General features: G+C 54.7%; 32 protein-coding genes. 29 read left to right on the plus strand and 3 right to left on the minus strand.

Annotated features, from left to right (window positions below):
- The first annotated feature begins 17 nt into the window (after positions 1-17).
- The 3 genes from HGO41_RS21885 to HGO41_RS21895 all read left to right on the plus strand — a co-directional run bounded on the left by HGO41_RS21885 (position 18) and on the right by HGO41_RS21895 (position 1,654).
- Positions 18-389 (plus strand): hypothetical protein, encoded by a 372-nt coding sequence (locus HGO41_RS21885; RefSeq protein WP_250981429.1) that lies wholly within the window; start codon positions 18-20, stop codon positions 387-389.
- A gap of 92 nt (positions 390-481) precedes the next feature.
- Positions 482-1,306, plus strand: coding sequence for a DUF932 domain-containing protein (locus HGO41_RS21890; protein ID WP_250981470.1), 825 nt, complete (start codon positions 482-484; stop codon positions 1,304-1,306).
- Between the two features lie 57 nt (positions 1,307-1,363).
- Positions 1,364-1,654 carry a DUF5983 family protein gene (locus tag HGO41_RS21895; RefSeq protein WP_250981430.1) on the plus strand — a complete coding sequence of 97 codons (291 nt, stop codon included), beginning with the start codon at positions 1,364-1,366 and terminating at the stop codon, positions 1,652-1,654.
- A gap of 127 nt (positions 1,655-1,781) precedes the next feature.
- On the opposite strand, the gene HGO41_RS21900 is transcribed toward HGO41_RS21895, so the two are convergent.
- Positions 1,782-2,324 carry a lytic transglycosylase domain-containing protein gene (locus tag HGO41_RS21900; RefSeq protein WP_250981431.1) on the minus strand — a complete coding sequence of 181 codons (543 nt, stop codon included), beginning with the start codon at positions 2,322-2,324 and terminating at the stop codon, positions 1,782-1,784.
- Between the two features lie 828 nt (positions 2,325-3,152).
- Between HGO41_RS21900 and HGO41_RS21905 the strand changes: the two genes are divergently transcribed.
- Positions 3,153-3,542, plus strand: a complete 390-nt coding sequence (locus HGO41_RS21905) for a relaxosome protein TraM (RefSeq protein WP_250981432.1) — start codon at positions 3,153-3,155, stop codon at positions 3,540-3,542.
- A gap of 64 nt (positions 3,543-3,606) precedes the next feature.
- Here HGO41_RS21905 and HGO41_RS21910 read toward each other — a convergent pair whose 3' ends face one another.
- Positions 3,607-4,200, minus strand: a complete 594-nt coding sequence (locus tag HGO41_RS21910; RefSeq protein WP_250981433.1) for an Arc family DNA-binding protein — start codon at positions 4,198-4,200, stop codon at positions 3,607-3,609.
- Positions 4,201-4,398: 198 nt separating this feature from the next.
- Here HGO41_RS21910 and HGO41_RS21915 point away from each other — a divergent pair, with 198 nt between their 5' ends.
- The 25 genes from HGO41_RS21915 to trbB all read left to right on the plus strand — a co-directional run bounded on the left by HGO41_RS21915 (position 4,399) and on the right by trbB (position 21,818).
- The gene (locus tag HGO41_RS21915; RefSeq protein WP_250981434.1) at positions 4,399-4,824 is read left to right on the plus strand and encodes a type IV conjugative transfer system pilin TraA; all 426 of its coding nucleotides are present in this window, start codon (positions 4,399-4,401) and stop codon (positions 4,822-4,824) included.
- Positions 4,825-4,832: 8 nt separating this feature from the next.
- Entirely contained in the window at positions 4,833-5,135 is a 303-nt protein-coding gene (traL, locus tag HGO41_RS21920) for a type IV conjugative transfer system protein TraL (protein ID WP_037035618.1), read from the plus strand.
- Positions 5,136-5,186: 51 nt separating this feature from the next.
- Positions 5,187-5,786 carry a TraE/TraK family type IV conjugative transfer system protein gene (locus tag HGO41_RS21925; RefSeq protein WP_250981435.1) on the plus strand — a complete coding sequence of 200 codons (600 nt, stop codon included), beginning with the start codon at positions 5,187-5,189 and terminating at the stop codon, positions 5,784-5,786.
- Between the two features lie 4 nt (positions 5,787-5,790).
- Positions 5,791-6,522: an F-type conjugal transfer protein TraK gene (gene traK, locus HGO41_RS21930; RefSeq protein ID WP_250981436.1), complete on the plus strand. Its 732-nt coding sequence runs from the start codon at positions 5,791-5,793 to the stop codon at positions 6,520-6,522.
- The gene (gene traB, locus HGO41_RS21935; protein WP_250981437.1) at positions 6,519-7,919 is read left to right on the plus strand and encodes an F-type conjugal transfer pilus assembly protein TraB; all 1,401 of its coding nucleotides are present in this window, start codon (positions 6,519-6,521) and stop codon (positions 7,917-7,919) included. Before traK ends, traB begins: the two co-directional genes overlap by 4 nt.
- Positions 7,920-7,933: 14 nt before the next feature.
- Positions 7,934-8,473 (plus strand): transcription/translation regulatory transformer protein RfaH, encoded by a 540-nt coding sequence (gene rfaH, locus HGO41_RS21940; RefSeq protein ID WP_213053029.1) that lies wholly within the window; start codon positions 7,934-7,936, stop codon positions 8,471-8,473.
- Between the two features lie 12 nt (positions 8,474-8,485).
- Positions 8,486-8,713 (plus strand): hypothetical protein, encoded by a 228-nt coding sequence (locus HGO41_RS21945; RefSeq protein WP_250981438.1) that lies wholly within the window; start codon positions 8,486-8,488, stop codon positions 8,711-8,713.
- Entirely contained in the window at positions 8,697-9,077 is a 381-nt protein-coding gene (locus tag HGO41_RS21950; protein WP_250981439.1) for a hypothetical protein, read from the plus strand. The genes HGO41_RS21945 and HGO41_RS21950 overlap by 17 nt, the downstream gene beginning before the upstream one ends.
- Complete coding sequence (locus HGO41_RS21955) at positions 9,074-9,745, plus strand: adenylosuccinate synthase (RefSeq protein ID WP_250981440.1); 672 nt, start codon at positions 9,074-9,076, stop codon at positions 9,743-9,745. The genes HGO41_RS21950 and HGO41_RS21955 overlap by 4 nt, the downstream gene beginning before the upstream one ends.
- Before the next feature lie 71 nt (positions 9,746-9,816).
- A complete protein-coding gene (locus tag HGO41_RS21960; protein ID WP_250981441.1) occupies positions 9,817-10,233 on the plus strand; it encodes a hypothetical protein in 417 nt (138 codons plus the stop codon).
- Positions 10,234-10,322: 89 nt separating this feature from the next.
- Positions 10,323-10,889, plus strand: coding sequence for a type IV conjugative transfer system lipoprotein TraV (traV, locus tag HGO41_RS21965; RefSeq protein WP_250981442.1), 567 nt, complete (start codon positions 10,323-10,325; stop codon positions 10,887-10,889).
- A 109-nt stretch (positions 10,890-10,998) separates the two neighbouring features.
- The gene (gene traC, locus HGO41_RS21970; RefSeq protein WP_250981443.1) at positions 10,999-13,668 is read left to right on the plus strand and encodes a type IV secretion system protein TraC; all 2,670 of its coding nucleotides are present in this window, start codon (positions 10,999-11,001) and stop codon (positions 13,666-13,668) included.
- Entirely contained in the window at positions 13,661-14,083 is a 423-nt protein-coding gene (gene trbI / locus HGO41_RS21975; protein ID WP_250981444.1) for a type-F conjugative transfer system protein TrbI, read from the plus strand. Before traC ends, trbI begins: the two co-directional genes overlap by 8 nt.
- Positions 14,080-14,700: a type-F conjugative transfer system protein TraW gene (traW, locus tag HGO41_RS21980; protein WP_250981445.1), complete on the plus strand. Its 621-nt coding sequence runs from the start codon at positions 14,080-14,082 to the stop codon at positions 14,698-14,700. The genes trbI and traW overlap by 4 nt, the downstream gene beginning before the upstream one ends.
- A complete protein-coding gene (locus HGO41_RS21985) occupies positions 14,697-14,972 on the plus strand; it encodes a hypothetical protein (RefSeq protein ID WP_250981446.1) in 276 nt (91 codons plus the stop codon). Before traW ends, HGO41_RS21985 begins: the two co-directional genes overlap by 4 nt.
- Positions 14,969-15,385, plus strand: a complete 417-nt coding sequence (locus tag HGO41_RS21990) for a hypothetical protein (protein WP_250981447.1) — start codon at positions 14,969-14,971, stop codon at positions 15,383-15,385. The genes HGO41_RS21985 and HGO41_RS21990 overlap by 4 nt, the downstream gene beginning before the upstream one ends.
- A 131-nt stretch (positions 15,386-15,516) precedes the next feature.
- Complete coding sequence (locus HGO41_RS21995) at positions 15,517-15,951, plus strand: hypothetical protein (protein ID WP_250981448.1); 435 nt, start codon at positions 15,517-15,519, stop codon at positions 15,949-15,951.
- Positions 15,921-16,913: a conjugal transfer pilus assembly protein TraU gene (gene traU / locus HGO41_RS22000; protein ID WP_421589587.1), complete on the plus strand. Its 993-nt coding sequence runs from the start codon at positions 15,921-15,923 to the stop codon at positions 16,911-16,913. The genes HGO41_RS21995 and traU overlap by 31 nt, the downstream gene beginning before the upstream one ends.
- A 9-nt stretch (positions 16,914-16,922) precedes the next feature.
- Positions 16,923-17,549, plus strand: a complete 627-nt coding sequence (gene trbC / locus HGO41_RS22005; protein WP_250981450.1) for a type-F conjugative transfer system pilin assembly protein TrbC — start codon at positions 16,923-16,925, stop codon at positions 17,547-17,549.
- Entirely contained in the window at positions 17,549-19,387 is a 1,839-nt protein-coding gene (gene traN, locus HGO41_RS22010; protein ID WP_250981451.1) for a type-F conjugative transfer system mating-pair stabilization protein TraN, read from the plus strand. The genes trbC and traN overlap by 1 nt, the downstream gene beginning before the upstream one ends.
- On the plus strand, positions 19,387-20,184 hold the full coding sequence (traF, locus tag HGO41_RS22015) for a type-F conjugative transfer system pilin assembly protein TraF (RefSeq protein ID WP_250981471.1): 798 nt from the start codon (positions 19,387-19,389) through the stop codon (positions 20,182-20,184). Before traN ends, traF begins: the two co-directional genes overlap by 1 nt.
- A gap of 14 nt (positions 20,185-20,198) precedes the next feature.
- Complete coding sequence (locus HGO41_RS22020) at positions 20,199-20,459, plus strand: hypothetical protein (protein ID WP_250981452.1); 261 nt, start codon at positions 20,199-20,201, stop codon at positions 20,457-20,459.
- Between the two features lie 39 nt (positions 20,460-20,498).
- Entirely contained in the window at positions 20,499-20,957 is a 459-nt protein-coding gene (locus HGO41_RS22025) for a hypothetical protein (protein ID WP_250981453.1), read from the plus strand.
- A gap of 10 nt (positions 20,958-20,967) precedes the next feature.
- Positions 20,968-21,180, plus strand: a complete 213-nt coding sequence (locus HGO41_RS22030; protein ID WP_200227502.1) for a hypothetical protein — start codon at positions 20,968-20,970, stop codon at positions 21,178-21,180.
- Complete coding sequence (trbB, locus tag HGO41_RS22035; protein WP_250981454.1) at positions 21,177-21,818, plus strand: F-type conjugal transfer protein TrbB; 642 nt, start codon at positions 21,177-21,179, stop codon at positions 21,816-21,818. Before HGO41_RS22030 ends, trbB begins: the two co-directional genes overlap by 4 nt.
- Before the next feature lie 431 nt (positions 21,819-22,249).
- Here the strand turns inward: trbB and HGO41_RS22040 are convergent, their stop codons facing one another.
- Positions 22,250-23,410: a hypothetical protein gene (locus tag HGO41_RS22040; RefSeq protein WP_250981455.1), complete on the minus strand. Its 1,161-nt coding sequence runs from the start codon at positions 23,408-23,410 to the stop codon at positions 22,250-22,252.
- Positions 23,411-23,551: the final 141 nt, after the last annotated feature.

Genomic DNA, 23,551 nt, shown 5'->3' on the forward strand with positions numbered 1-23,551 from the left:
CGAAGGAGACCTGAAGAATGCACACACAAAACGTCAAGACCGCCGCTCCTGAATCTTCCGAAAGATGGGGGGCGAAAAGCACGTCCCTGCGCATGGACGGCTTTATTACGGATGTTTCGTCTTCTCATCCTTTTGATGTGATCCGCGCCGATGCGGTCATTTCCCGCCTGAGTGAAAAAGCCCATCAGGGCTGCGGCCTGCACGCCGAAATCTATGAGTACACCCTGATTTCCAGCGCCGTCGCGCACCTGAAACGCCTGCCGGAGAAAGATCATCTCATCTTTTTACACGCGGCGGAAAAACAGGGGCTGACCTTGACGGATGAAGAACTGGTTCGCACCGCAAACGCCTATTGCGACCTGCGCAATGAACTGTTTGAAGAGGAATAGCGTCTTTGTCGGGCGGTGAACGTCAGCTGCCCGGCGCGCTTTTCATGACTCACACCTGACCCAACAACATGATCAACATCGAGGATAATATTATGCGTTTAGCGTCCCGCTTTGGTGCCAAAAATCAGATCCGCCGCGACCGTCCGCTGACCAATGACGAGCTGGCCAGCGTCGTCCCGAGCGTGTTTTCAGAAGAAAAACACGGCTCCCGCAGTGACCGTTATACCTATATTCCGACCATTCAGCTGCTCGACAGCCTGCGCAAAGAAGGCTTTCAGCCATTCTTTGCCTGTCAGACCCGCGTCCGGGATGAGGCCCGGAAGGGCCACACCAAACACATGCTGCGGCTGCGCCGCGAGCGCCAAATCACCGGCAGCGAAGTGCCGGAAATCGTCCTGCTTAATTCGCATGACGGCAGCAGCAGCTACCAGATGCTGCCGGGAATTTTCCGCTTTGTTTGTGCGAACGGCATGGTGTGCGGCGAGGATTTTGGCGAGGTGCGTGTCCCCCACAAAGGCGACGTCACCGGACAGGTGATCGAGGGAGCCTATGAGGTGCTCGGCATCTTTGACAAGGTCGATGAGCACATGAACATCATGAAAGATATTCCCCTCAACCGGGACGAACAAGACCTGTTTGCCCAGGCGGCGCTCATGTATCGCTACGGGGAAGAGGATAAAAAAATCCCCGTTACCCCGGCGAGTGTATTAATGCCACGACGCAGAGAAGACTGCCAAAATGATTTGTGGGTGACCTTTCAGCGGGTGCAGGAAAATATGATTAAGGGCGGCTTAACCGGTCGCAACGAAAAAGGAAAGCGCACCACGACGCGCGCGATTAACGGTATTGACGGCGACGTGAAATTAAACCGGGCGCTGTGGATGATTGCCGAGCAGTTTAAAAAAATGAAGGCGTAACATTTTGCATTTACATTAGGGAGAGTGTTCGCTCTCCCTGTGCATAAGGTCAACAGTATGGAAAAGATTCACGGCATGACATGCAGCACGGCACATATAACGCCGGGCGATGGGGAAATTTTATCGCAATACGTTAACGAAAAATTCCCCTGGGTATTTGACACCGGCTATGGCTATCTTTTAATGCTGCGTGAATACCGGTATCCGGTATTGAAATTAAAAGAAATGGGGATTTCAAAGCCCGTGAGGAAGTTGGTGTTTTGTCTGCGCAAACAACATCAAATAGGGATGATCTGTTTTGACCCGGACGCTGATACTCTTGACGGGTACGATGTTTTTGAATGGTAGCGGTTTATCTGTCCGGCGCAATCGAAAAGCGCCGGATATTTCCCATCATTACCCGATACTCCCCCAGAATAATTTCCCTTCCCGTGCCATAAAATCAGAAAACGTATACGAATGCCTCACAATTCCATTATTGATTATTTTCTTTTGTGTCTGTATTTACGGATGCCGATGACCTGACCAGAAGCGGATTTTCGTCACGCTGGATGATTTGTTTATTTTGAATCATTTGTGTGGCCAGCAGGATGCGATATATATTTTTAATAGCGGTTGCGTAGGCCCGTCGCTGCACGATGAGCTTCGGTGATGGACCGGTGTTATACATCCCGACGCTGTCCCAGTTTTTACCGTAAGCCCGGAAATTGTGCGCGAGTACCCAGGCGCCGGTGTAAATACACGTACAGGGTTCTTTCAGTAACCGTTCACGGGTAATATCAAATTTTCGCAGCGCCGCATAATGTGAACTGTTAACCTGCATGCCGCAGACATCTTCTGTTTTATTACGGTTACGATCATTAATGGCGTCCATTCTGAGCCGCGACTCTTTTATTGAAATTGCGGTCAGTAAAAGCGGATCAATACCGTAATCGCGTCCCGCCTTGTTAAAACACATTTCCGGGCTGGCCTGGGCAGAAAACACCGCCGCCAGCGTAAGCAGAGCATACCATTTCATTATTTTATATTCCCCAGGAATGCGCCGGATAAGCGCGGCGTGATTTCTGGCGAAAATACGCTTTCACCTTTCCCGATGCAAGATAATTAGTTACAGACGCGCACAGGGCGCTCTGCGAACGCCTTCTGATGTCACCACGGAATTAAATAAATCAACAGAATAGGGATATTTCACCAGGCCGCTTTTTCTTACAACTTACATCACACCCCACGCAAGATTTCATCTTGCGGCTTTGTTTTTGTAATTCATAGCGTTAACCGTTATTTTTAATGTATTTTTACAAGTATCCCGGAAAGTGTGTGCTAATTAGCACACTTTGCAGTGCTGAATGGTGTGTTGGTGAGGTGCCGTATTGTGTGCTAGCTCAGTGCCATATTGTGTGTGTTTACAGTGCCTGATAGTGTGTCAATCCGGCACCCTAACCAGCACTGTATGGTGTGGTAATGGTGTGTTTTGTTAAATATCAATAAATTAAATAGTTCAAAATGATGCGTGGTGCTTAATCCACACACTCTTATTTACGACATAGTGCCTGATTAACACACATCAAAATACCGCGTAGTGCTGGATTAACACACCCCAAAGCGGAATGCAGCGCCTGATTGACACACATGAAATTCTTCCACGGTGCCGGATTAACACACCCCAACCAAAACGGACAATGTTAATTTGCAGTGCCGTATTGACACACACTGAGTTTCGGCAGAATAATCGCCACCAACAGAATAACACCTCTCGCTTTATCTCACCCATACGATTGCTAATACATCGGGAAATAACGCGAACATCACCGGCAATAAACCCCTGCCGGACACAAAGGAAAAAGAGATGGCCAGACGCAATATTTATTTCAAAGAAAAAACCGAAAGGGAAGTGTTGGAACTGGTGCAGATTGAGTTGCAAAACGGTGCCACGCACGGCGAGGTGAACTTTTCCTCCGTGGTCAATGAACTGGTTAACATCGGGCTGATGGTGAAAAAACACCAGGGAGAAGGAAATAGCTTTGACCAGGAAGGGTTTGACCGGGATTTAATGCGGAAAGTTTCCGGCAGCCGTGAAGGTATCAGCATTATGATGGCCATGATGTCAGAAATTTATTTGCAGTTGCGCGGTGAGAGCGGGAATGAAAAACTGGAGGAACTGCTCGACAGAAACCTCTCCGGTATGAGCGCTGCCGAAGACAGGTCAGAGTCAAAACATTTTATTGCAGAAGAGTGAAGTTTATGCCGGGCTGGTTGCCCGGCATATCTTGTCAGGATAACTAAGATCCTGATTCGTTATTTTACTTATTCGTTAACGGGTTCTCCGCCACCGCCACCTTCGACACAATGAATTCATCGAACAGCATCGCCAGCGAACGCAGTCGTTTTATTTCCTCATTTTCGGGCAACTGCTGCTCAGTGAAATAATTGAGTGACCCTAGCAGGCGCTGAACGATTTCCTGATTCATACTGCGCTGATTAAACCGCGCGCTGATTTCCATGTCCTTTTTTAAATTCACAGGAAAACTGCTGCTGAAACGTCGCATTTTACCGGCCACAAACTGCCGCTTATCATCCACCACCGTTGCTTCCTGAGCATATTTTTCCCGCAGCATATCCAGGTGCGCCTGAATAAATTCATCAAACAAACGGGCCAGGGCTAATAATCGCTCTCCCTCCTCGGTTTTAATAATGGGTTTTTTCGGGGTGAAATCCAGCGACTGAATCAGCCGGCCTACCACCTCATCGTTCATGCTTACCCCGCGAACGCGGGCGGCAATGCGCAACTCCAGTAGCAGATTTTCAGGCGCCCAGAGTACGCGGTAACGCACTTCGCCCATCGTATACTTTCTCGGACGGCCGCGCCGTTCGTATATCTTCTCTTTTACTTTCATATTTTTGTGCCTGATTGAAATAACACAGGAAATGAGAGTGTGAGCCTACTACCGGTGGATGGTAAGAAATATCTTAGAAACTGAAAAAACTGTGACATGTGTCACAGTTTTTTTTTTTTTGACTCAATGTAAGATAGGCGGGCGTTACGTCTGTTTACGCACGCTGACATTTTTATTACTTAAATCGAGGTTTTCATAATGAAATCAGTGATGACCGATTCCGGTATTACGGAAGGGGTAGCGGTAGCTTTGCCTGAAGGGGGACATAATCTCCAGAAGGGGGGTATCGGCAACCTCCCATTTTACTTTAGTGCTTTTTATTCTCACCGTATTAAACCCGTTATTTCGCAGCCTCCCGCCGCCCGGCGAAATCTTATTTTCTTTGCATTGGTCCTTGCGGTCGTTATTTCTCCTCACCTGGTTCACGCAACAGATTTAATGGCCACGCAAAAAGCGGATGCCAATGATACTTTTGGTCACGGCTCGACGGTGGAGTGGGTGTTATACGTGGCGGAAATTATCGTGTCGGTGACCGGTTTTATTAAAACCCGTAACCCGATGGTATTTGCTGGCCTTATTATGCTCATCCTTATCACCCGCGCTTTCTTCGCCCTCATTAATTAATTCCTTCTATGGACCAGGACTCGTTGAAATATCGATTCCCGGAAACTCTCAATCAGCAAAAACGCGTTGCCGGACTGCCACCCGAGGAAGCTTTTGTGCTTTTAGCCTGCGGGGTGACGGGGTTCTTCTGCGACATTTTTATCGTGATGCTGTGCGTGGGTGCCGTTCTGTGGCTGCTTATCCGACATCTTAAAAAAGGCCAGGGCTCATGGTGGCTCTTAAACCTTCTTTACTGGTATCTGCCAACGGTGCTTTTCCGGGTGCAGTTCAGGCGGGTGCCTGATTCAGGCAACCGTCACTGGATGCAGTAGCGTGTGCGCCACTTTCGGGTGGCGCCTTTTCCCTGCCCGAAGGAAGAAACGATGAAGTATCAAGTGAAAGAAACGCGAAACCGGGTGACGATGCTGGCGCTGGCGTCACTCGGTTCGCTCCTTGCTCTGAGCCTGGTGGGTACCTGCATCACCGGCGCAATGGCCTGGCACTTTGCGACCACGCCAAAAACCATCACCACCCCGATGTTATTTGACCGGTCATTCACCTCCGATGCGTCGCAGGGGGATGCCAACCTGAACAACATGCTGGTGCGCTCGTTTGTTAACTTACGCCTGAGCGTGACGCCTGACACCGTTGACAGTCAGCACGCCGCCCTGTTGCGCTGGGTACCGCCCGAAGCCCGCTCTGAGCTGAAAAAAGCTCTGGCCGTCGAGGCGGATTACATCAAGAAGAACGGCATTTCCACGGTGTTTCGCATCGAGGATGAGGCGTTCGACCCTGCGACCGGTGACATCATCGTCAGCGGTACGCTCTCTGCCAGCACCTCTAACGGCAGCCTGAAGTTAGACATCCCCGATGTGCATAAAGCCTACCGGCTCAACGTGAAATATGTGGACGGCATCATCCGTCTGACCGCCTTCCCCGAAGTGCAGCCCTCTCAACCCGTGTCAAAACAGCATCAGGGATAACCGCATGAAAGCACGACTTCTTGCCGCGCTCGTCGCCGGCCTCTGCCTCACTCCGGCTGCGATGGCCGACATCAGCGGCCCGGCGGGCACCGTATTTGAAAACGATGCGCACCTGAAAGCGCAGCTGAGCAATACCAGCCCGAACAAAATTGTCATTGAGGGTGAGCTTATCACCCGCGTCACCGGCCCCGACGGGGCCTTTACCCAGGAAAACACCGAAGACGGGGCACTGCTTATCACGCCGCTGACCGGCCAGAACTTCACGCTCTTTCTGGAAACGGCCAGCGGTATCGGCGCCTCTCTGGACGTGACGCCAAAGCCGGGCAGCGGACATACGCTGCACCTTATCCCCGCCTCAGCACCGCTTAAGGCCAACCCGGATGCAAAAGCCTGGGAGGAAAGCCAGCCTTGGGAGAAAACGCTGGTGAGCATGGCCCGCACGGTGGTGAACGGCGGCGTGCCTGACAGCTATACCGAAGCCAAAGCGGCGCGCGGACCTGCCTACAATCCGATGCCGGGCGTCCTGCTGACCCCTGAACGCCAGCTGGTCGGCTCGCACCTGCTGGTCATGCGCTATCGCATGAAAAACACCGGCTACATCACGCGATCGCTGTCAGAGAAACAGTTCTGGCAGAAGGGTGTCCGTGCCGTGATGTTGTCCACCCATAACCTTTACGCCGGCGGTGAAGGGTACGTGTGGGTTATCTTCTCCACGGCAACGGAGGGCGGGGTATGAGCAACATCAACACCACGACCCGCCGCAAGCAGTGGGTCATGACCGGCGTGTGTGTCGCGGTGGCCCTCGGCGTCGGGGGCGGGATATGGGCGTATGCCCACCATCAGACAGCGCTGAAGAACCCGACCAAACCCAAAGCTGTCGATATGACCGGCGGCGTGGTCACCAGCTCCTTTACCGACAACCTGGCCACGGCGGCGCTGGCCCAGCAGCAAAACAAAACCTCGGCGCTGGAAAGCAGCGTGAACCAGCTCAAAACCGACCAGCAGCAGCAAAACGAAGCCCTCAAGCAACAGCTTTCTAAAATCATGGACGCCATGAGTAAGCTGCAAAGTCAGCCGCCTTCTGCGCCCGTGCCCGGCGCACCGCCATCCGGGCCAGCCAACGGACCCGGTGCAGGCACAAACGGCCCGGTTGCTACCGGCCCGGCCAGCCCCGCGCAGTGGAACGTCACCGACCCCAACCGGGGGCCGGGGGGCGGGCAGGGCAGTCAGTTTTATCCGGGGCAAGGTCAGGGACAGGGTGCCGGTTTTTACCCTGGCACCGGCTCGGGCCATCTGGGGGGCATGACCAGTAAAACCTTCAGCTATACCTCACTGCAGGCCAGGAAAACCAAACTGCCGTGGATACCGTCCGGCTCCTTCTCGGAAGCGGTAATGATTGAAGGGGCGGATGCCAACGCCAGCGTGACCGGTCAGCAGAACACCTCTCCCGTGGTCATCACCCTGATTGGTGATGTCTCTATGCCCAACGGTAAAACTTACAACATGGACCAGTGCCGCGTCACCGGCGAAATCTGGGGGGACATCTCCAGCGAACGCGGTGAGGTCAGAACCAAAAACATCAGCTGCATCCTGAAAAACGGCAAGCATATCGACATGCCGTTTGACGGACACGTGGCCTATCAGGGCAAGCAGGGTATTCGCGGCAAGCCGGTGATGCGTAACGGTCAGATCATCGGCTACGCCGGTATGGCAGGGCTGCTCTCTGGCTTCGGGGAAGGCATCAAGTCAGCCGCCACGCCGTCAGTCGGACTGGGGGCTACGGCGTCAGTGGGTGCCGGCGACGTGTTTAAGCAGGGGATTGGCGGCGGTGCCAGCAAGGCGGCTGACACGCTCAGCCAGTACTGGATAAAACGGGCTGAGCAGTATCACCCGGTGATTGATATCGGCGCGGGCAACAGCGTGATCGTGGTCTTCCAGCAGGGCTTCCGTCTGGAAACCATTGAAGACATTCAAGCGGATAAAGACAAAAAAGGTGACGCGCAAAATAACGTGCAGCAGGTGGCCGGTAATGCCTCCGCGCAGGTGAATAACGTCACCCGCGCCGCCGTCCTCAATCCTGATGAAGTGTTGCGTCAGGCGAGCCAGCTGAAGCTGGGCGATACCATTAACTGACAGGGGGAAGGGATATGGAACACTGGTACGTTGCACAGACGCAGTATGCACAGGAAAAACGCGCACAACAGCATTTGGACAATCAGGGGGTGACATGTTTCCTGCCGCTTTATACGGCACAAGTCATCACCCCCATGTTACTCGGCAGCCCGCTGATTAAAACGGTGTCACCTCAGGCACTTTTCCCCGGTTACATCTTCGTGCGTTTTGATCCGGAGGTTATTCACACCACCACCATCAAAAGCACAAGGGGGGTGTCGTCCTTAATCAGTTTTGGCGGCATGCCATCAGTGGTGCCCGATGAGGTAGTGGAGCGGCTGAAAACCCATGACTGCCTGTCACCTGCACCGACGATGCCGGTGCACGGTGACCGGGTGGAGGTGCTCAGCGGGGTGTTTGAAGGGCTGGAAGCCGTTTGGGACGAACCCAACGGAGCCAGGCGAGCCATGCTGATGCTGACGCTGATGAATCAGGTTGTACGGGTGCCGGTCAGCGGGCGTCGGGCACCGGAAACGTTGCGTGTCCGGGTGTTGGGGCGGGGAGCAGCGGCATAAAAAGGGGGGAACGTGGTGAAAAATCGGGAACAACGTATCCGGCTCGGCGCATTAAAAGTGCGTTACCGCCAGGCCTGGAAGCGCAAAGCGTCATCCTGTGAGTTGTCGGCACTGTTCAGTGACATTGAAAAACTTGAGCACGGCCAGTCTGATGCTGACGCCGGGAACGCGACGCAGCCAGTCAGTGGGCCGGAAGCCTGCCCTTCGGAATATCGAGGAGAACATGATGATGCTGAGTAAACACAACCGGTGGCCCTTTGCCATTCTTGTCCTGGCGTTTATCGCCTATTTTGGCGGATGGGCCGCTATCAATCAGTTCGCGCATATACGGGCAGAATGGAGCATATGGCGGTGCACGCTGCTTTTGGGGGGTATTTATCTTGTCAGTGTTTTCTTCGCCGGCAGACGAAAATCTTTCAACGGAAAAATCATTCTGGCTGCACTTGGGTTCCCCCTCGTGTTGGGTTTTACCTTTTGGATCATCGTGGCCTGGCGTCTCCCGGCATTAAACGCTGACGATATCAACGCACTTTTTTTGATAGAAGCCTGCTGCGTGTTAACGGGGGGACTGGCGGCAAAGTTATACGAGGTTTATGGCGTATGAACCATGACGAACTGAACGCGATTGCGGCGAAGTGGTGTAAGCGGCCTGCGAGCGGTAACGGCCCCGGCTGTCAGGTGGCATTAACGGAGGTGGGCGGGCTATACGGTGGTGAGCGAGCAGATGTCTTTGCGTACCGGTGGGGGTTTGACGGCGGTTCGGTGGTGGTGGAGTCCAAGGTCAGCCGCTCTGATTTTCTGGCTGACCGGGCAAAACCCCACCGCAGTGGCGAGATAACGGGCATGGGCACTTACCGGTATTACATTTGTCCGGAAGGTTTAATCGACCTTGATGATCTTCCCGACCGTTGGGGACTGCTGTGGGTGAACACACGCGGACATGTCAGGGTGAAAGCCGGTCATATTTGTGGCTGTCTCGCATGCGGGTATCTGGGTCACCAGTTGTCGCCGTTCTGGCAACATCCGGCAGACCTGCGTTTTGAACTGGATATGCTGGCTTATGCATTGGCGAAATTTGCTGATCCAGAAGGCGCTAAAAAGGTCGTCCGAAAAGCGGTCAGGGAAAAGTCGCGGCTGGCCAGCGAAGTAAATGGCCTGCGTGAAGCATCGAAACGGGCAGAAACGGAAATGTATACGCTGCGCCGCCAGCTGCGTCGTTACCAGGAAACATTTGGTGAACTCGATACCGCAACACCCCTGACTACCCGTTAATCCCGCACTCTGTCCCTTTTTCCCATTTAATATCAGGCCAGTAGGTCTGGCCGGTCACGGGCAACCTTCTCATGCAAACATTTTCCGGCTGCATATTATTGTGTGCCGCACTCAATGGCTGTGCCACGCTATCCGACCGGTTACCGCCGCTTCCTGGTTTCATTGCCTGTGCCGTTGCTGGTGGCCTTTCAGTTTTCATTTTTTGCCTGTTTCACGACTGGCGACCTGCTTTATTCAGCCTGATCCTGATCGGCCTGACCGATTTTCTCTTTTATGTGCGGCTCGATGCCGGTCAGTGGGCGCCGAGAGAAACCACGATGGCTGTCATGCTCAGTCTTTTCCCCATCGCAATTTCTTTGCCGTTTGAAGAGATGTTTGTCAGCCGTTATCCCCGTTTCCGGTACGCCGTGCGTCTCCTGACGCCGGTCTATTCATTGGGTTTTACGCTCGTGATATGGCCGCAGGTTGCCATTGCCATACACGGATAACAATACACCCTGTTGTCGCACCACCTTCCTGACACCCCACTACTTTTTCTTTCACTAAAGGCGGCATCGCCGCATCCGGAGTAAACACCATGTTCAAAGTCCTTCCTGCCGTGCTGCTATGCGGCATGCTGACCGGCTGCGCCGGTATGAATTCCGATTTCGACTGCAACAAGACGGCCACTGACCAATGCCTGTCCATGTCAGACGCCAGTCACCTGGCGGCCAAAGGCAAAAGCCTGGACGACCTGACGGCGGCGGCGCAGACCGCCCCAAAGCCTGCCGCTGAGTCACTGGCTCCCACAACAAACATCAAACCGAACGTGTCGCCCGACCGCCCCATCAGCGTTGCCGGTCTGGCCCCCCGGCCGATAGCCGGCACGCCAGTATCCAATAACGACGCCATGCTGCGGGCGTCAACGATCCCGGTGACCGGCAGTAGTTCAAGCGCGCTGTCGTCAATCCGGCCCATCACGCCAACTGACTATGCCGGTCCGGGACAGGTGGACGCACGTCGTATTCCCGATGCCACGCAGCGTCTGTGGATCGCCCCCTGGGTGGATGAACAAGACAGCTTCCATCAGCCCGCCGTGGTCGAGTTCGTGAAGAATAAATCCCGCTGGGATGCCGATTTTCGCGTGATCAGTGAAGGGGAATGAGGTCAATGAAGCGGAAATTAACGCCCGAATTTATTGACGCGCAGCCCGTGCCTGCGTCATCCCCGCATCCTCTTTGTTATCCACAACGCATTGAAAAAATGGGGGCGTCATGAGCGATTCCTGGTTAGACCAGCTGGCTAACATTTTTGCCGGCAGTAAAGATGAAGGCGGAGCAAAGACGGCGGCCGACATGTTGCAGCAAAGCCTGAGATATCCGTCCATCACCAGTCTGTTGCCCTACCGAATGTATGATGAAAAAACCGAACTCTTTATCAACAGCCGCTCCATCGGTTTCATCATGGAAGTGGCTCCGCTGGCCGGGGCCAATCAGCAGGTGGTGCAGGCGCTCGATGACCTGTTGCGCAAAAAAATGCCCCGCAAAACGCCGGTGACCGTGCTGATGGTGGCCAGCAAGTGTGTGGGTGAGATGCTCGACAATGGTCTCAGTAAGGACATGTGGAAAGGCAGCATGGCGAAACCGCTTAATGCCATCACCAAAGCCTATTGGGAGCGGGCGGCCCTGAAGGGACTCAGTAATGACCGGGAATACCCGCTTTATCTGCGTAACTACCGCGTGTTTCTGGTGTATGCCCGCTCAGGGCGAGGCGGTATCCGGGCGATGGACGCCGTTGTGCAACTGCGGGAGACGCTGCGCGTCTCGCTGATGGCGGCCCATATGGAAACCCGCCGCGTTGGTGCCCCGGAATTTCTGTCGATCATGCGGGAACAGCTTAACTACCGGCCGGGACAGGTGACCCGCAGTCCCGATCACTGGAACACCGACCAGGAACTGCACCGCCAGTGCGTCGATCACAGTACCGAAATGGAAGTGCGTCCGGGCTATCTGCGGCTTACCACCGCGCGTCAGCCGGAGGACCGAATCCTCGGAGACAGCCGCGATACCGCCGTCGCCAGCACCCGTATTGTGAATATGCAACTGACTAAAGCCCCGGCGAGGTTTGCGCTCTGGCAGGCGTCAGACAATCTGCAGAACATGCGTTTTCCCGATCTGGGTATTCCCTGTCCGTTCATCCTCAGCTGGACGGTATCCGTGGAAGATCAGGTAAAAAGCCAGAACGACGCGTTTCGTAAAGAGCAGGACCTGGGTAAGAAAGCCGGTACATCCTACGCCAAGCTTTTCCCCGGCACCCAGCGGGCGTATGAGGAATGGCGAGACCTGCGGCAGGGGCTGGCCAGTAACGAAATTGCCATGTGCAATTTCTCGCTGAACCTGACCCTGTTCACGCCGGATGACTCCAGCGAACAACAGTCGTGTGAACTGGCGGCCATCAACGTCTTTCGCAAAAATGATCTGGAAATCTCCGCCCCGCGCTTTCAGCAGTTGCGAAACTGGATCAGCTCCTTCCCCTTCATGATGCAGGAGGGGCTGTGGGAAGACATGGTGGTAATGGGTTCGACGCTGCGCTGTAAAAGCTTTAACGCCGTCAACCTGATGCCAGTGGTGGCTGAGCGGCAAATGTCACCGATAGGCAGCCCGTTGCCGACCTACCGCAACCAGCTGGCATTTTTCGATATGTTCAGCGAAACCAGTGGCAGCACTAACTACAACATTGCGGTGACGGGGACCACTGGTGCCGGCAAAAGCTTCTTTATTCAGGAAATCCTTCGGCAGGTGCTGAACTCCCACGGCTTCGCCTGGGTTATCGACATGGGGGCGAGCTACAAAAACTTCTGTAAACAAGCCGGCGGGAAATACCTGGACGGTGCCACCCTGCGCTTTAATCCCTTTGCTAACGTGGTGGACATTAAAGAATCGGCAGAAGGCATCACTGGCCTGCTGACCGTACTGGCCAGCCCTAACGAGCCGCTGGATAAGGTCAGCGAAACCATTCTGCTTAAAGGCGTAGTTGCGGCCTGGGAAGCGAAAGCGAACAAAGCCCGTATTGATGACGTGGTGGCGTACATGATTTCGCGAGAAGTCACGACCACTTACGAATCCCAGCCGACCATCCGTGACCGTATTAACGAGCTGGTTCTGCTGCTCGACCGCTGGTGTACCTGGGGGGCGAACGGAGAATACTTCAACTCCGACAATCCGACGCTCGATGGCGAAACACGCTTTGCCGTGCTGGAGCTGCTGAGCCTGGAAAACCAGCCACACCTGCTGTCCGCCATCCTGTATTCGCTCATTCTGGCCATACAGGAAAAAATGTACCACTCGCCGCGTGACCTGAAAAAAGTGGCCATTATCGACGAAGCCTGGCGTCTGTTCAGCGGCTCTAACCCGCATGCTGCACGCTTTATCGAAACCGGCTACCGGACGGTGCGTCGCCACCGTGGGGCCTTCATCACCATCACGCAGGGGATTAAGGACTTCACCGGTACCAAAGACCAGGCCGCACCGCCGGCGGCGGCCGCAGCCTGGGATTGTAGCGGGACGAAGGTGACGCTGTTGCAGGATGCCAAAGCCTTTAAAACCTACCTCAATGCCAACCCTGACCAATTTACCGAGCTGGAAACGCAGGTCATTCGCGGCTTCCAGCCGGCGAAAGAAACGGGCTTCAGTTCGGTGATGATTTCGACCGGGGAAAACAGTTCCTTCCATCGCGTTTTCGTCGATCCGGTCACGCGGGCGATGTTCAGTACGCGCGGGCAGGATTTCCAGTACATGAGCGAGGCGCAGGATGCGGGGGCCACCAGTGAAGAGGCGGCCTACCTGCTGGCCTCTGAACCCGACATGTATCAGGACGAAATCCGCGAGCTGGAAATTTGGGCAGGGTTGCGTGTGAAAGAAACCGAGGAAATCAACCGTGAATGAAACCGATATCGACGCGCAAAACGTCAGGCAGGGCATCAGCATCACACCGGCCAGTAAGGCCGGTTTTTTCAACAAGAAATTCGTGCGGGCTGGGGCGGTGGCACTGCTGCTGGTCACGGTGTGTGCCTGTATCAGCGCACTGGTCGCTCAACAATTTCAGCGCCGGACGGTGGTTTTTGACATGAAGGGCACTATCGATCTGTTTATGCAGCAGTCGGCTAAAAAGCAGCTGGATGAGAACAGCGCACGGGTGTTGACCACCCGGTTTGATCAGGCGCTTAAAGCCAGCCTGAATGACTGGCAGCAGGCGCACGGTGACCTGATCCTGGTGCCGCCGGCGGTGGTGATGCCCGTATTGGACATCACGCCTCAGATCCAGGCGGACATTGCCCACCGCATGCAGGAGGCACCATGACATCACGGTGGGTTATCTGCCTGCTGGCAGGCTTATTTAGCCTGTCAGCAGGGGCAAAAAATCTCGGCACTATGGGTCATTTGTTTCCGATAGCCGAGCCTGACCTGCTGGATTTTATCGGTCAGCGCCTGCAGGGCATGAAAGACAGCGGTGAGATGGACAGGATCCAGCGCGAAGCCGAAGCCAGGGTGAAAGCCCACGCCGTTCGCCCCGAACCGGTGGCGGGCCTGACCCCGGCGAAAGCTGACCGCACGCTGCACTATGACCCGACGTTTACCGTGCGTGAAACTATCCGCGATATGCGCGGTAACGTGATCGCCCGTGCCGGTGACCAGGTCAATCCGCTGGATAAAGTGCCGTTTAGCGAAACCCTGTACTTCATTGACGGCGACAACCCCGCGCAGATGAAGTGGGTGAAACAGCAGCTGGCCGGGCAGGTTAATTTCAAAGTTATTCTGGTGAACGGCAATATCCGGGACAGCAGCAATGCGCTGGATGAACCGGTGTACTTCGACCAGTACGGCACCCTGACAACAAAATTTGGCTTCGAGCATACGCCGGTACGTATCAGCCGCGACGACAGGACGCTCAAGGTCGAGGAGGTGGCACTGAAATGAATCACTGCGTTAAAGACAATCACGAAGCGGATAACATCAAACGCTTTGCCACCACCGTGCGGCTGGGCGATACCGATAAAAACGGCCTGCGGGCCATGACCGAAGAGCACCCGCTTTACACCGAATCGGTGGTTATCCGCGCGGCTCTGCAGACGCTGCTGGCCCTGAGCGCTGAGCTTCGCACCTCGCTCATCCTGGCGTCACTGAATGAGCACGATATTCGCACGGTACTCCAGCGTCACGGGCCGCTGTCTAAAGAAAGGAGCGTGTGAATGGAAAGTCCAACACTGTGAACCCGATTAAATCATGGCTAAAGCCGTTGCTGACGTGCGTTATCGGTCGGCATGAAGGCGGGGCGGGTATCGGCGGGCAGGAAGAGGCGCTTTACCTGGCGGCGGCCCTCGATTTGGAGCACCTGCTTAAAGACCACGGGCTTTTTCTGAGTACCAATCCCCGGCTGGAAATCCCTGTGCCTGAAATCGTGCTCACACAGCTGGCTAACCTGCTGCTTGACACCTGGATTGGCACACTGCCCGCCCACATCAAACCCGAAGAGAAAATTGCGCAAATCCGGATGGAGATCGCTGCCGGTGAAAGTGCACAGAAGGTGCACCGGATGCTCAGGCGATTGCGTCAGCGCGGATTATACGTGGCCTCTTTCGCACCTTATCAGAAGGTTGAATAACGATGAGATTATTTGCATTTATTGAATCACTCACACGCGACGAAATATTGTGGCTGCTGTTATTACTCCTCTGCCTTTACTTGTTTTTTTGGTACAAAGCTGTCGGGAAGAATGATTTTGTTGGAAAACCCATGCCCCGTCAGGACGATGCTCCCCGTGACGAAGGCAATACATCGAAGCTGTTCAGGTATCCGGCCGCCATTACGGGTAAAGCCTTACATGCGCAGATGAACGAAGCCTATTTTGACGCCATTTTCTCTGCCTTTCTGCGCAGTCTGCAGCGGGCAGGCTACACGTTGTCAGACCGGGAAACCGGCATAGCGCCGCTGTTGTCTGGCAGTACCATTGATGCAATGGCCCGTGAAGTCGAAAGAGCGCGTCAGGAATTTCTGACCGTGCTGGGTTCGAACATTGAAGACGATATCTGTTTTCAGATGCAGTCCGGGCGGGCACCGAAGTTTCTTATCCAGCTTATCGACAGTTGTGAACGGCTGGGCTGGAAGGTTATGCCGGTTGTCAGGGAACCGGAGGACGAATGCGCAAGCTCATTCTCTGCCTTACCTTAATCTGGATGACCTTTCTGAGCATGCCGGCACAGGCGGCCAGTACGAACGCCGGAGACGGCCGCTGGGTGAACCCTATCAGTGATGTCTGCTGGAAATGCCTGTTTCCCATGACGCTCGGTAGCATTCAGCTGGCTTCCGGTTCGCACCCGGACACCCCCAATCCGGCATCGCCTATCCAGCTGTGCCCTTACGGCATTTTTTACCGCCTGGGGCTGGCCATCGGCTTTTGGGAACCCGTTGCCCTTACGGACGTGACGCGCGAACCTGGCGTGATGGTCAATATGGGCGGGTTTAAAATTGACCTGGGGCGGACAGGTACCGGCACCGGCGGGCAGAGTGACAAGCCTTCACCCGGCGCGTTCTACCATGTGCACTGGTATAAATATCCGCTGATTTACTGGCTGAATATCATCACCAGCACCGGCTGCATGCAGACCGGCGACATGGATATTGCTTACCTTTCCGAGGTTGACCCGCTGTGGAATGACAGCACGCTGTCGATGATCATCAACCCGGAAGTGAGCCTGTTCTCTAACCTGCTGGCACAGGGGGCCTGCGCCGCCGACTCGATTGCCTCCACAGCCGGTGTGCCGCTGGACCCGCTGTTCTGGTGTGCCGGTGCGCAGGGGTCGATGTACCCCTTCACGGGCTACACCAGCAACGAGTTTTCGCCGCTTGAGGCGTCGGTGCTGGTCAGTGAACGGATGGCGTTCAAACTGCACCGGGAGGGACTCGTGATGGAGACGGTCGGGGCGGACGTGGCGGTGTGCTACGAGTATCCGTCCCCGATTATCCCGAAATCCCGCTGGCGATATCAGATGGTCAACATGTATCCCGAAGCCAGCGACTGCCACCCCTTTGGCACGACCACGCAGCTGTGGGGCTCGGTACATAACGCCCCGACATCCAAAAAGAACTTCGGCTACCTCCTGTGGCGAAAGCGTAACTGCGCTTATCTGTAAGGACCTTCCATGAACAGACCCCTGATGACGGCGCTGACGCTCAGCGCCGCGCTGCTCTGCGCGCAATCCGTGCAGGCAGCCGAGCAGCCCACCGTGTCCGCCGGTGATATGGCGTACATGAAACAAAAGCAAACCGAGCTTGAGCAGTTCCAGGCGCAGCTGAAGGGCATGAACATTACCCTGCCACCGGCACAGCAAAATAAGGTGTCTCAGCTGCAAAACGAAATCGCCGCGTCCCAGGCTGACCAGAACAGCGCCGACCGGCCCACGCCGCAGGCGCTCTATTTTGTGAGTCTGGGCATTCCGGAAGAAGGGTTACTGCCCATGCTCGCCGATGCCCGCCGCTTTGGTATACCGGCGACGCTGCGTGGCCTGCTGGATAACGATTTTCGCAAAACGGCCTCGGTGATGTTTGAGCTGTCCAAGAAAGATAAAGAGGCGGGGGTGCAGATTGACCCGACGCTGTATCAGCAATACGGCATCAAGGCTGTGCCCGCCCTGGTGGTCACCTGTCAGGGCAACTATGACGTGCTTTACGGCAGCCTGACGGTTAAGCAGGCACTCGAAGAAGTCGTGCGCCGGGGAGATTGTGCGGCGACGGCGACACAGCTGCTGAAAACGGCGGAGGGAAAATAATGAAGCGATTGCTTTTGCCACTGTTGCTGCTGTGTGCCCAGGGGGCACAGGCCGATGCCGTCAGCGATGCTTTTAATGCCGGTTCCAGCTACGGAAAATCTAACAGCGGTCAGGGCACATCGGGGATGAAAAATACCTCACCCTCAAGTGTCATTCCGGGGTACACCGCCAGTCCGTCACAGAGCGGGTATTACGGGGGCGTACAGGGAGGAGACGGCGGTATCAGTGACAAAGGACAGACCGAACTTGGCCAGAACAACGCCGGGCAGGCGGTTATCAGCGCCGGCACGACCAATCCGGCGGTGACTATTGACCCCAAGGCTCCGTTCATTACCAACGGCAAGGATGCTGAGAGCACTGCCGGCACGGTCGTCAACGGCACCTACGATCAGTGTACGGACAAAGTGGTCAGTAAAAGCACCTTCCAGAATTACACCTGCGACAAAGACGTGGCGGTGACCCAAAGCTGTAACCGTGCCGTCACGATAGGTGGGACGTATGTGACGACGCAAACCAATCAGACAGCGGTAATCAATACCGGGGACTTCACCTACTACCGCAACAACCTGACGGTTTATGCCACCTTTGTCGCACCCTTTACCGGCGACCTTCAGCTGGCGAACTTCAACATGTCGGGGTATCTGGCCCGGACAGTCACCTGGAGCGTGTTAGGGGACGCGATGGTCGTACCGGACAGGATTTCGGGAACCACGCAAAAGAATCTGTCTGTTTCGGGCTATCACATGAATCAGGGAGAGACGGTCACGCTTTCTTTAACGATTGGGTCAGTGAATCACCAGACGACTTTCCTTGACGGCATCATTCGTGGTTTTAGTAACGGATCTGCGTCCCTGACGCTCAGCATGACGGCTGTCACTACCGTACAAACGTATCAACCCCAGACCAACGTTCAGCAGGCGTGTGATGACCAGAGCGTGGGCGGCCAGTTAATCAGCACGCAATGCACGGTGGGCGGCGGCGACAGGACAACCACCGTGAACGGACAGACCTACACCGTTCACAGCGACTGCTGGCAGTACACCGATACCTATCTGACGACGCCGGCCAGTAACGGTAACTGTGCCGCTTTAATGTCTGATGCCAGCTGTACCGTCGTCGGAAGTCACTGTACTGAACAAACGGCAGGGCAATGCTCGCACCAACAGGTCACGTATCAGTGCCAGAAGACCTACACCTCTACCGGCAAACTCTGCGGCGGCAATTACCTGTGCATGTCAGGGGACTGTGACGATACCAACGGCGCCGGAGACAGCGGTTTTGACACGGCGGTGGCCAAACTCGCGGGACTGGCATCAGCCGGTGATGATGTCGTCAACGACCAGATCAACATCAAAGCCTTTACCGGTCAGGCGATGTCCTGTCGCAAGGCAATGGCGGGATTCTCCAACTGCTGTGTGGACTCCGGCTGGGGGAACAACGCCGGGCTGGCGAACTGCAACAGTGATGAAATGGCCATCGGCAAGGCCAAGGCGAAAAAGGTGGTAGTCAGCGTCGGTGAGGCCTGCAATCGCGCCGTGCTGGGCGTTTGTATTCAGAAAAAACAGGTGTATTGCGTGTTCGGGGGCAAGCTGGCCCGCATTATTCAGGAGCAGGGGCGGCGCGATCAGCTGGGTGTGAGTTTTGGCAGCGGTGATTCACCGAACTGCCGGGGGATCACCGTGCCTGAGCTGCAGGCCATCAACTTTGACCTGATTAACTTTGCCGATTTCTACAGCGACCTGATGACCAACCAGAAAATCCCGAACTCGTCGGTGATGGTTCAGCAGGTGAAAGACCGGATTGCGGCGCAGGTTAACGCGCAGGGCGGAGGGAAATGATGAAAACACTGTGGTTTGCCTGCCTGCTCAGTCTCGCGCTCCCGGCGTGGGCGGACGGTACAGATACACCGGCTGATGCGGTGGTGACACCAGCGGATCCGTTCACCGGCTGGCACTGGTACAACGAACCGAAGAAGCCGGCGGACACGCCGGCACCCAAACCGGCCCCGTCCCCGCAAGTGCCGGATTTTAGCAAGCTGTCACCGTCAGAGCAGGCGGCAGTGCTCAAGCGTTACACGAAGGAGGCGCTGGACCGGGCCATTCTTAACCCGTCGAGCGAAAATACCGCCACCTTCCTGCGCTGGCAGAAGTTCTGGACGGACAGGGCATCGATGTTCAGCCAGTCGTTTGCGGTGGCGCAGTTGGATCATCCCGATCTGGATTACAACCTCGAACACCCGCACTACAACAGTACGGCACCGCTGCAGCAAGCCAGCGACCAGGCCAAACAGGCACAGGCCATCAGCGAACTGTCTGCCCAGTACGGGATGTTTTACTTCTATCGCGGCAGTGATCCGATTGATGCGCAGATGGCCGGGGTGGTGGCTGACTTTGCCCGCACGCGGCATATCTCGTTAATTCCGGTGAGCGTGGACGGTCAAATCTCCCCGCAGGTGCCGGACAGCCGCCAGGACGCAGGGCAAAGTGCCCGGATGGGCATCAGCCATTTCCCCGCTTTATTCCTGGTTAACCCGGCCTCCCGCGACTTTCGTCCGCTGGCTTATGGCTTTATGACACAGGATGACCTGGCGAAGCGCTTCCTGAACGTGGCCACGGGTTTCAAACCTAACTTCTAAAGTAAGACCCCATTATGCAAAGCATTATTCTTAATATTGAAAGCATCAGGGAAGGTGAAACGTTCACCGGCATTGAGTATGACGTTGTGACATTTTCAACGCGCCCCGGATTGGACTGTCATGCGCTGGAAAGTGCGATACAGGCGCACTTCATGGACGACATGCTGAACTTTGACTATTGCCCACAGCAGGGGACGGGCGATTTCATCTTGCTCTGCTCCTTCCTGAGTGTCGGTGAACGTATCGTGCCTTACGCGGCAGACCTCACCGACTAACCCCCCGTTTAACCCCTTCTTCAGAACCGAGGATTTCTCATGCAACTTTCAGCGCTCAAAACGGGCGCCGCAGCCGGCTGGGCTGCGGTCAGGCTCGTGCTCGATATCATGGTCATCGGGCCGGTGTTTATTTTCTCTCTCTTTATAGTGGTTAATGCCTGGCCTTCGCCGGGGGCGTTTGTCATCCGTCAGGCCGAAGGGCTGGTGGAGGGGGCCGCGCCGGGTAACGTATGGGGATGTGCTGCTCTCCCGGCGGGCATGACAGTCAATGAACGGGCGCTACCGCAGCCGGTCACGCCGTCACCTTACCAATGTGTCCCCGAACAGGTGAGCCGTGAAACCTATATCACGGGGTTTAATCACAACCTGCTTAATCTCTACGGGCTTCTCACCACGCTTTACGCGTGTGTCTATTTGGCCGCACGCTGGCTGATGGTGGGACGTAAAGGCCGGAAGCCCGTTGTGGCTTTTGGCATGGCGGTTCAGGGCGGGAAATAGGAGCAAAAACATGAATAATTTGCCCGTCGTGGCCGTGTTATTTCTGCTTGGCATCCTCGCTAACTGCCTGAGTGAATTGCTGGCCTACTCGGCGACGCTGACGCGACAGGTGTTGGTTTTTTCAACCTTCACCTGCCTTATCCTGTCGCTGGTCGTGCTCATCGCGTCTGAAGTCCTCGCACACCGTAAGGCGCGCAGGAAGAACCGGGAGGCAAAATCGTGAAACTTACCCTTCTGTTGCCTTTCTTTTGCCTGATGACTCCGCTGGTCGCGCAGGCAACCGTGGCCGACCAGATAGCGGCACTGGAAAGGTCCAAGACACAAACGAACTGGTCACCGGCGCTGCCTGACCTGGGGTTACCGCAGGCGCGTATTCCCTCAAATCGTGCGCCGCACATGATGACGCTCACCGACGGGCGCGAGGTGAACCTGAACAATTATGCCATCGTGGTGTTTATGCAGCGGGGGTGTCCGTACAGCGCGAAATTCGACCCGAAGTTAAAGCAGTGGTCAGATGAGGTCGGTATCAAGGTTTATCCCTATACGCTTGACGGCTATGGTGATACGTCCTTTCCGGTGGCCCTTATTCCCCGTAAACGCGGCGCCAATGAGCCGCTGGCGGGTGAAATCATGACGTTTTTTGGCAATGGCTTGCCCATCGCCACGCCGACCACGTTTCTGGTTAACGTCGCCACCCCGCGTCCGGACAATACCATTGCGGCTTTTCCGCTTTATCAGGGGGATACCGACATGGGCACCCTGAGCCAGCGCGTCGCGCTGATGATTGAGGCGGATATCGACAATCTGCCCTCCAATACGCTGGGGCCGGTGCCTTCCAGTCAGGCCATCACCCCGCAGTAACGCATGTCCGTTCCCCGACGGTAGATGAACATCAAGCCTGAGAACGCCATCCGCTAAGCGGTGACGTTGTGGTTATCCCAAAGGAAGAAAAAAGATGAAGACAACAGATCCGTGCGCACAGCCGGTAAAGACGAAGAGAACACCCGCTGAAAAGCTTGTGCTGCTGTGCGCCATTATCTGGTGCGGTACAACGTGGTGGTTTTTCTTCTGCACCCGAGCCGACACCGTTCCTACGTTTCCACCGGGTGCGGAATGGCGCTACTTGTCAGACCGGATGTTTTTCAGCCTGCCTGGGTGGTTGTTTACCCTACTACCGGTGTGGTGCATTTACCTGGATCACGTCATCAGTTCAGGGCTACCCACTCTCAACGGTTGGCTGCGCCGTTATGGAATTTACTGCGCTGCCAGTTTGGCAACCGCGTTTTATATTTTCACTCAACGCGCCTATCCGGATGTAGTGGCAGGGAATGAACCTTTCTTTTACATATTTGCAGGGTTACTTTTAGGTTTACTGTGTATAGAACGGAGCAAACGAAAATGAGTAAGTAAAATTTTAACGACTGCCTGATACTTTTAAAGAAATCAGGCAGGGAGAGCGAGATGTATTTTAAAGACCAGTGAGCGAAGCTGTATTTGAAAGAGTACTGGCTCTTAAGCGTCAGGCAGGCATCATTACAGTTATCATCTGTTATCTGCGAGAGAAAAAACTGGGCTTTGTCCTGCTGGTTATGAGTATTCAGGTATTTTGCCAATAAGATCCTTTTCGATACGGACGTAATATCGGTTTTCAGCAGAAAAAGCAGTGTCTGAGCATCTTCACGGGTTATGTGTTTTTTATTTTCGTACCAGCCATCTTGCACGATTGGGTTATCAGCGAAATTCATGTTGAGAAACTGACGTAGAGCATCACGACGTTGGAGAGATTTGATTTCATCAATAACCAAAGCGGGGTAAAGCTTTTCGGCATAAGAGAAAGGTTGCGGCTGATAATAAAAATGACCGGGTGTTTTCAGGTAAAAGCTTTCTTGTAGATCCGCAAGTTTCCCTGAATTGTGATTATCTGTAGTTTCCCAATACGCGATTTGGCCGGTTTGCTCATCACGGTAAGCCACGAACGCATGGTGTGGGGCATAAACAATTTCGGCCTCTTTCCCTGCTATATGCATAGCATCCATCAGAAGATAGACATTCAAATCACAGTCTGAAAAGCGGGCAGACCACCCTTTAGAGACGGCTGCAACAGGCGTGTAGTAAAAGCATTTACCGAGCAGCTTGTTAGCGCAGGCAAGGAAACGCACGTTACTCAGGTTTGAGGCGCAATCCCTTCTGGTGGAATTAAAATAAGCCTCAGTATTCCCATAAGCCTTGCTAGCCTTTTCTACCGTTGCCAGACCGCTTTCTTCATCAAATTTAATCAACCGGTGGGACAGAAATTTGGCATCAAAGGTGCCAGTTGTATCCCCCAGGGAAAGCGCGGATTTTTTGTAGCTTTTATTTGCGTTGGCTGAGTCATACGCGTTTTGTGCCATTGGATAAACGCTTGCAGCAATAAGCAAGCTGACCATCATGCAGGCTGCCGTCAGTTTTCTCAAATTTCCATCCCCTCATCGTCACAAGCTGATAAATGATGCACAGGTAAGGTGCGGGTGCTTTCACGTTATCGGCCGGATTTTCAATGCTTTTAACAATAAAGAACGGGTAAAGCCATGAAGACAAAAATGGTTCTGAAAAGG

Origin of the sequence: Rahnella sp. CG8 (assembly GCF_023701875.1) — a bacterium.
Taxonomy (GTDB): domain Bacteria; phylum Pseudomonadota; class Gammaproteobacteria; order Enterobacterales; family Enterobacteriaceae; genus Rahnella; species Rahnella aceris.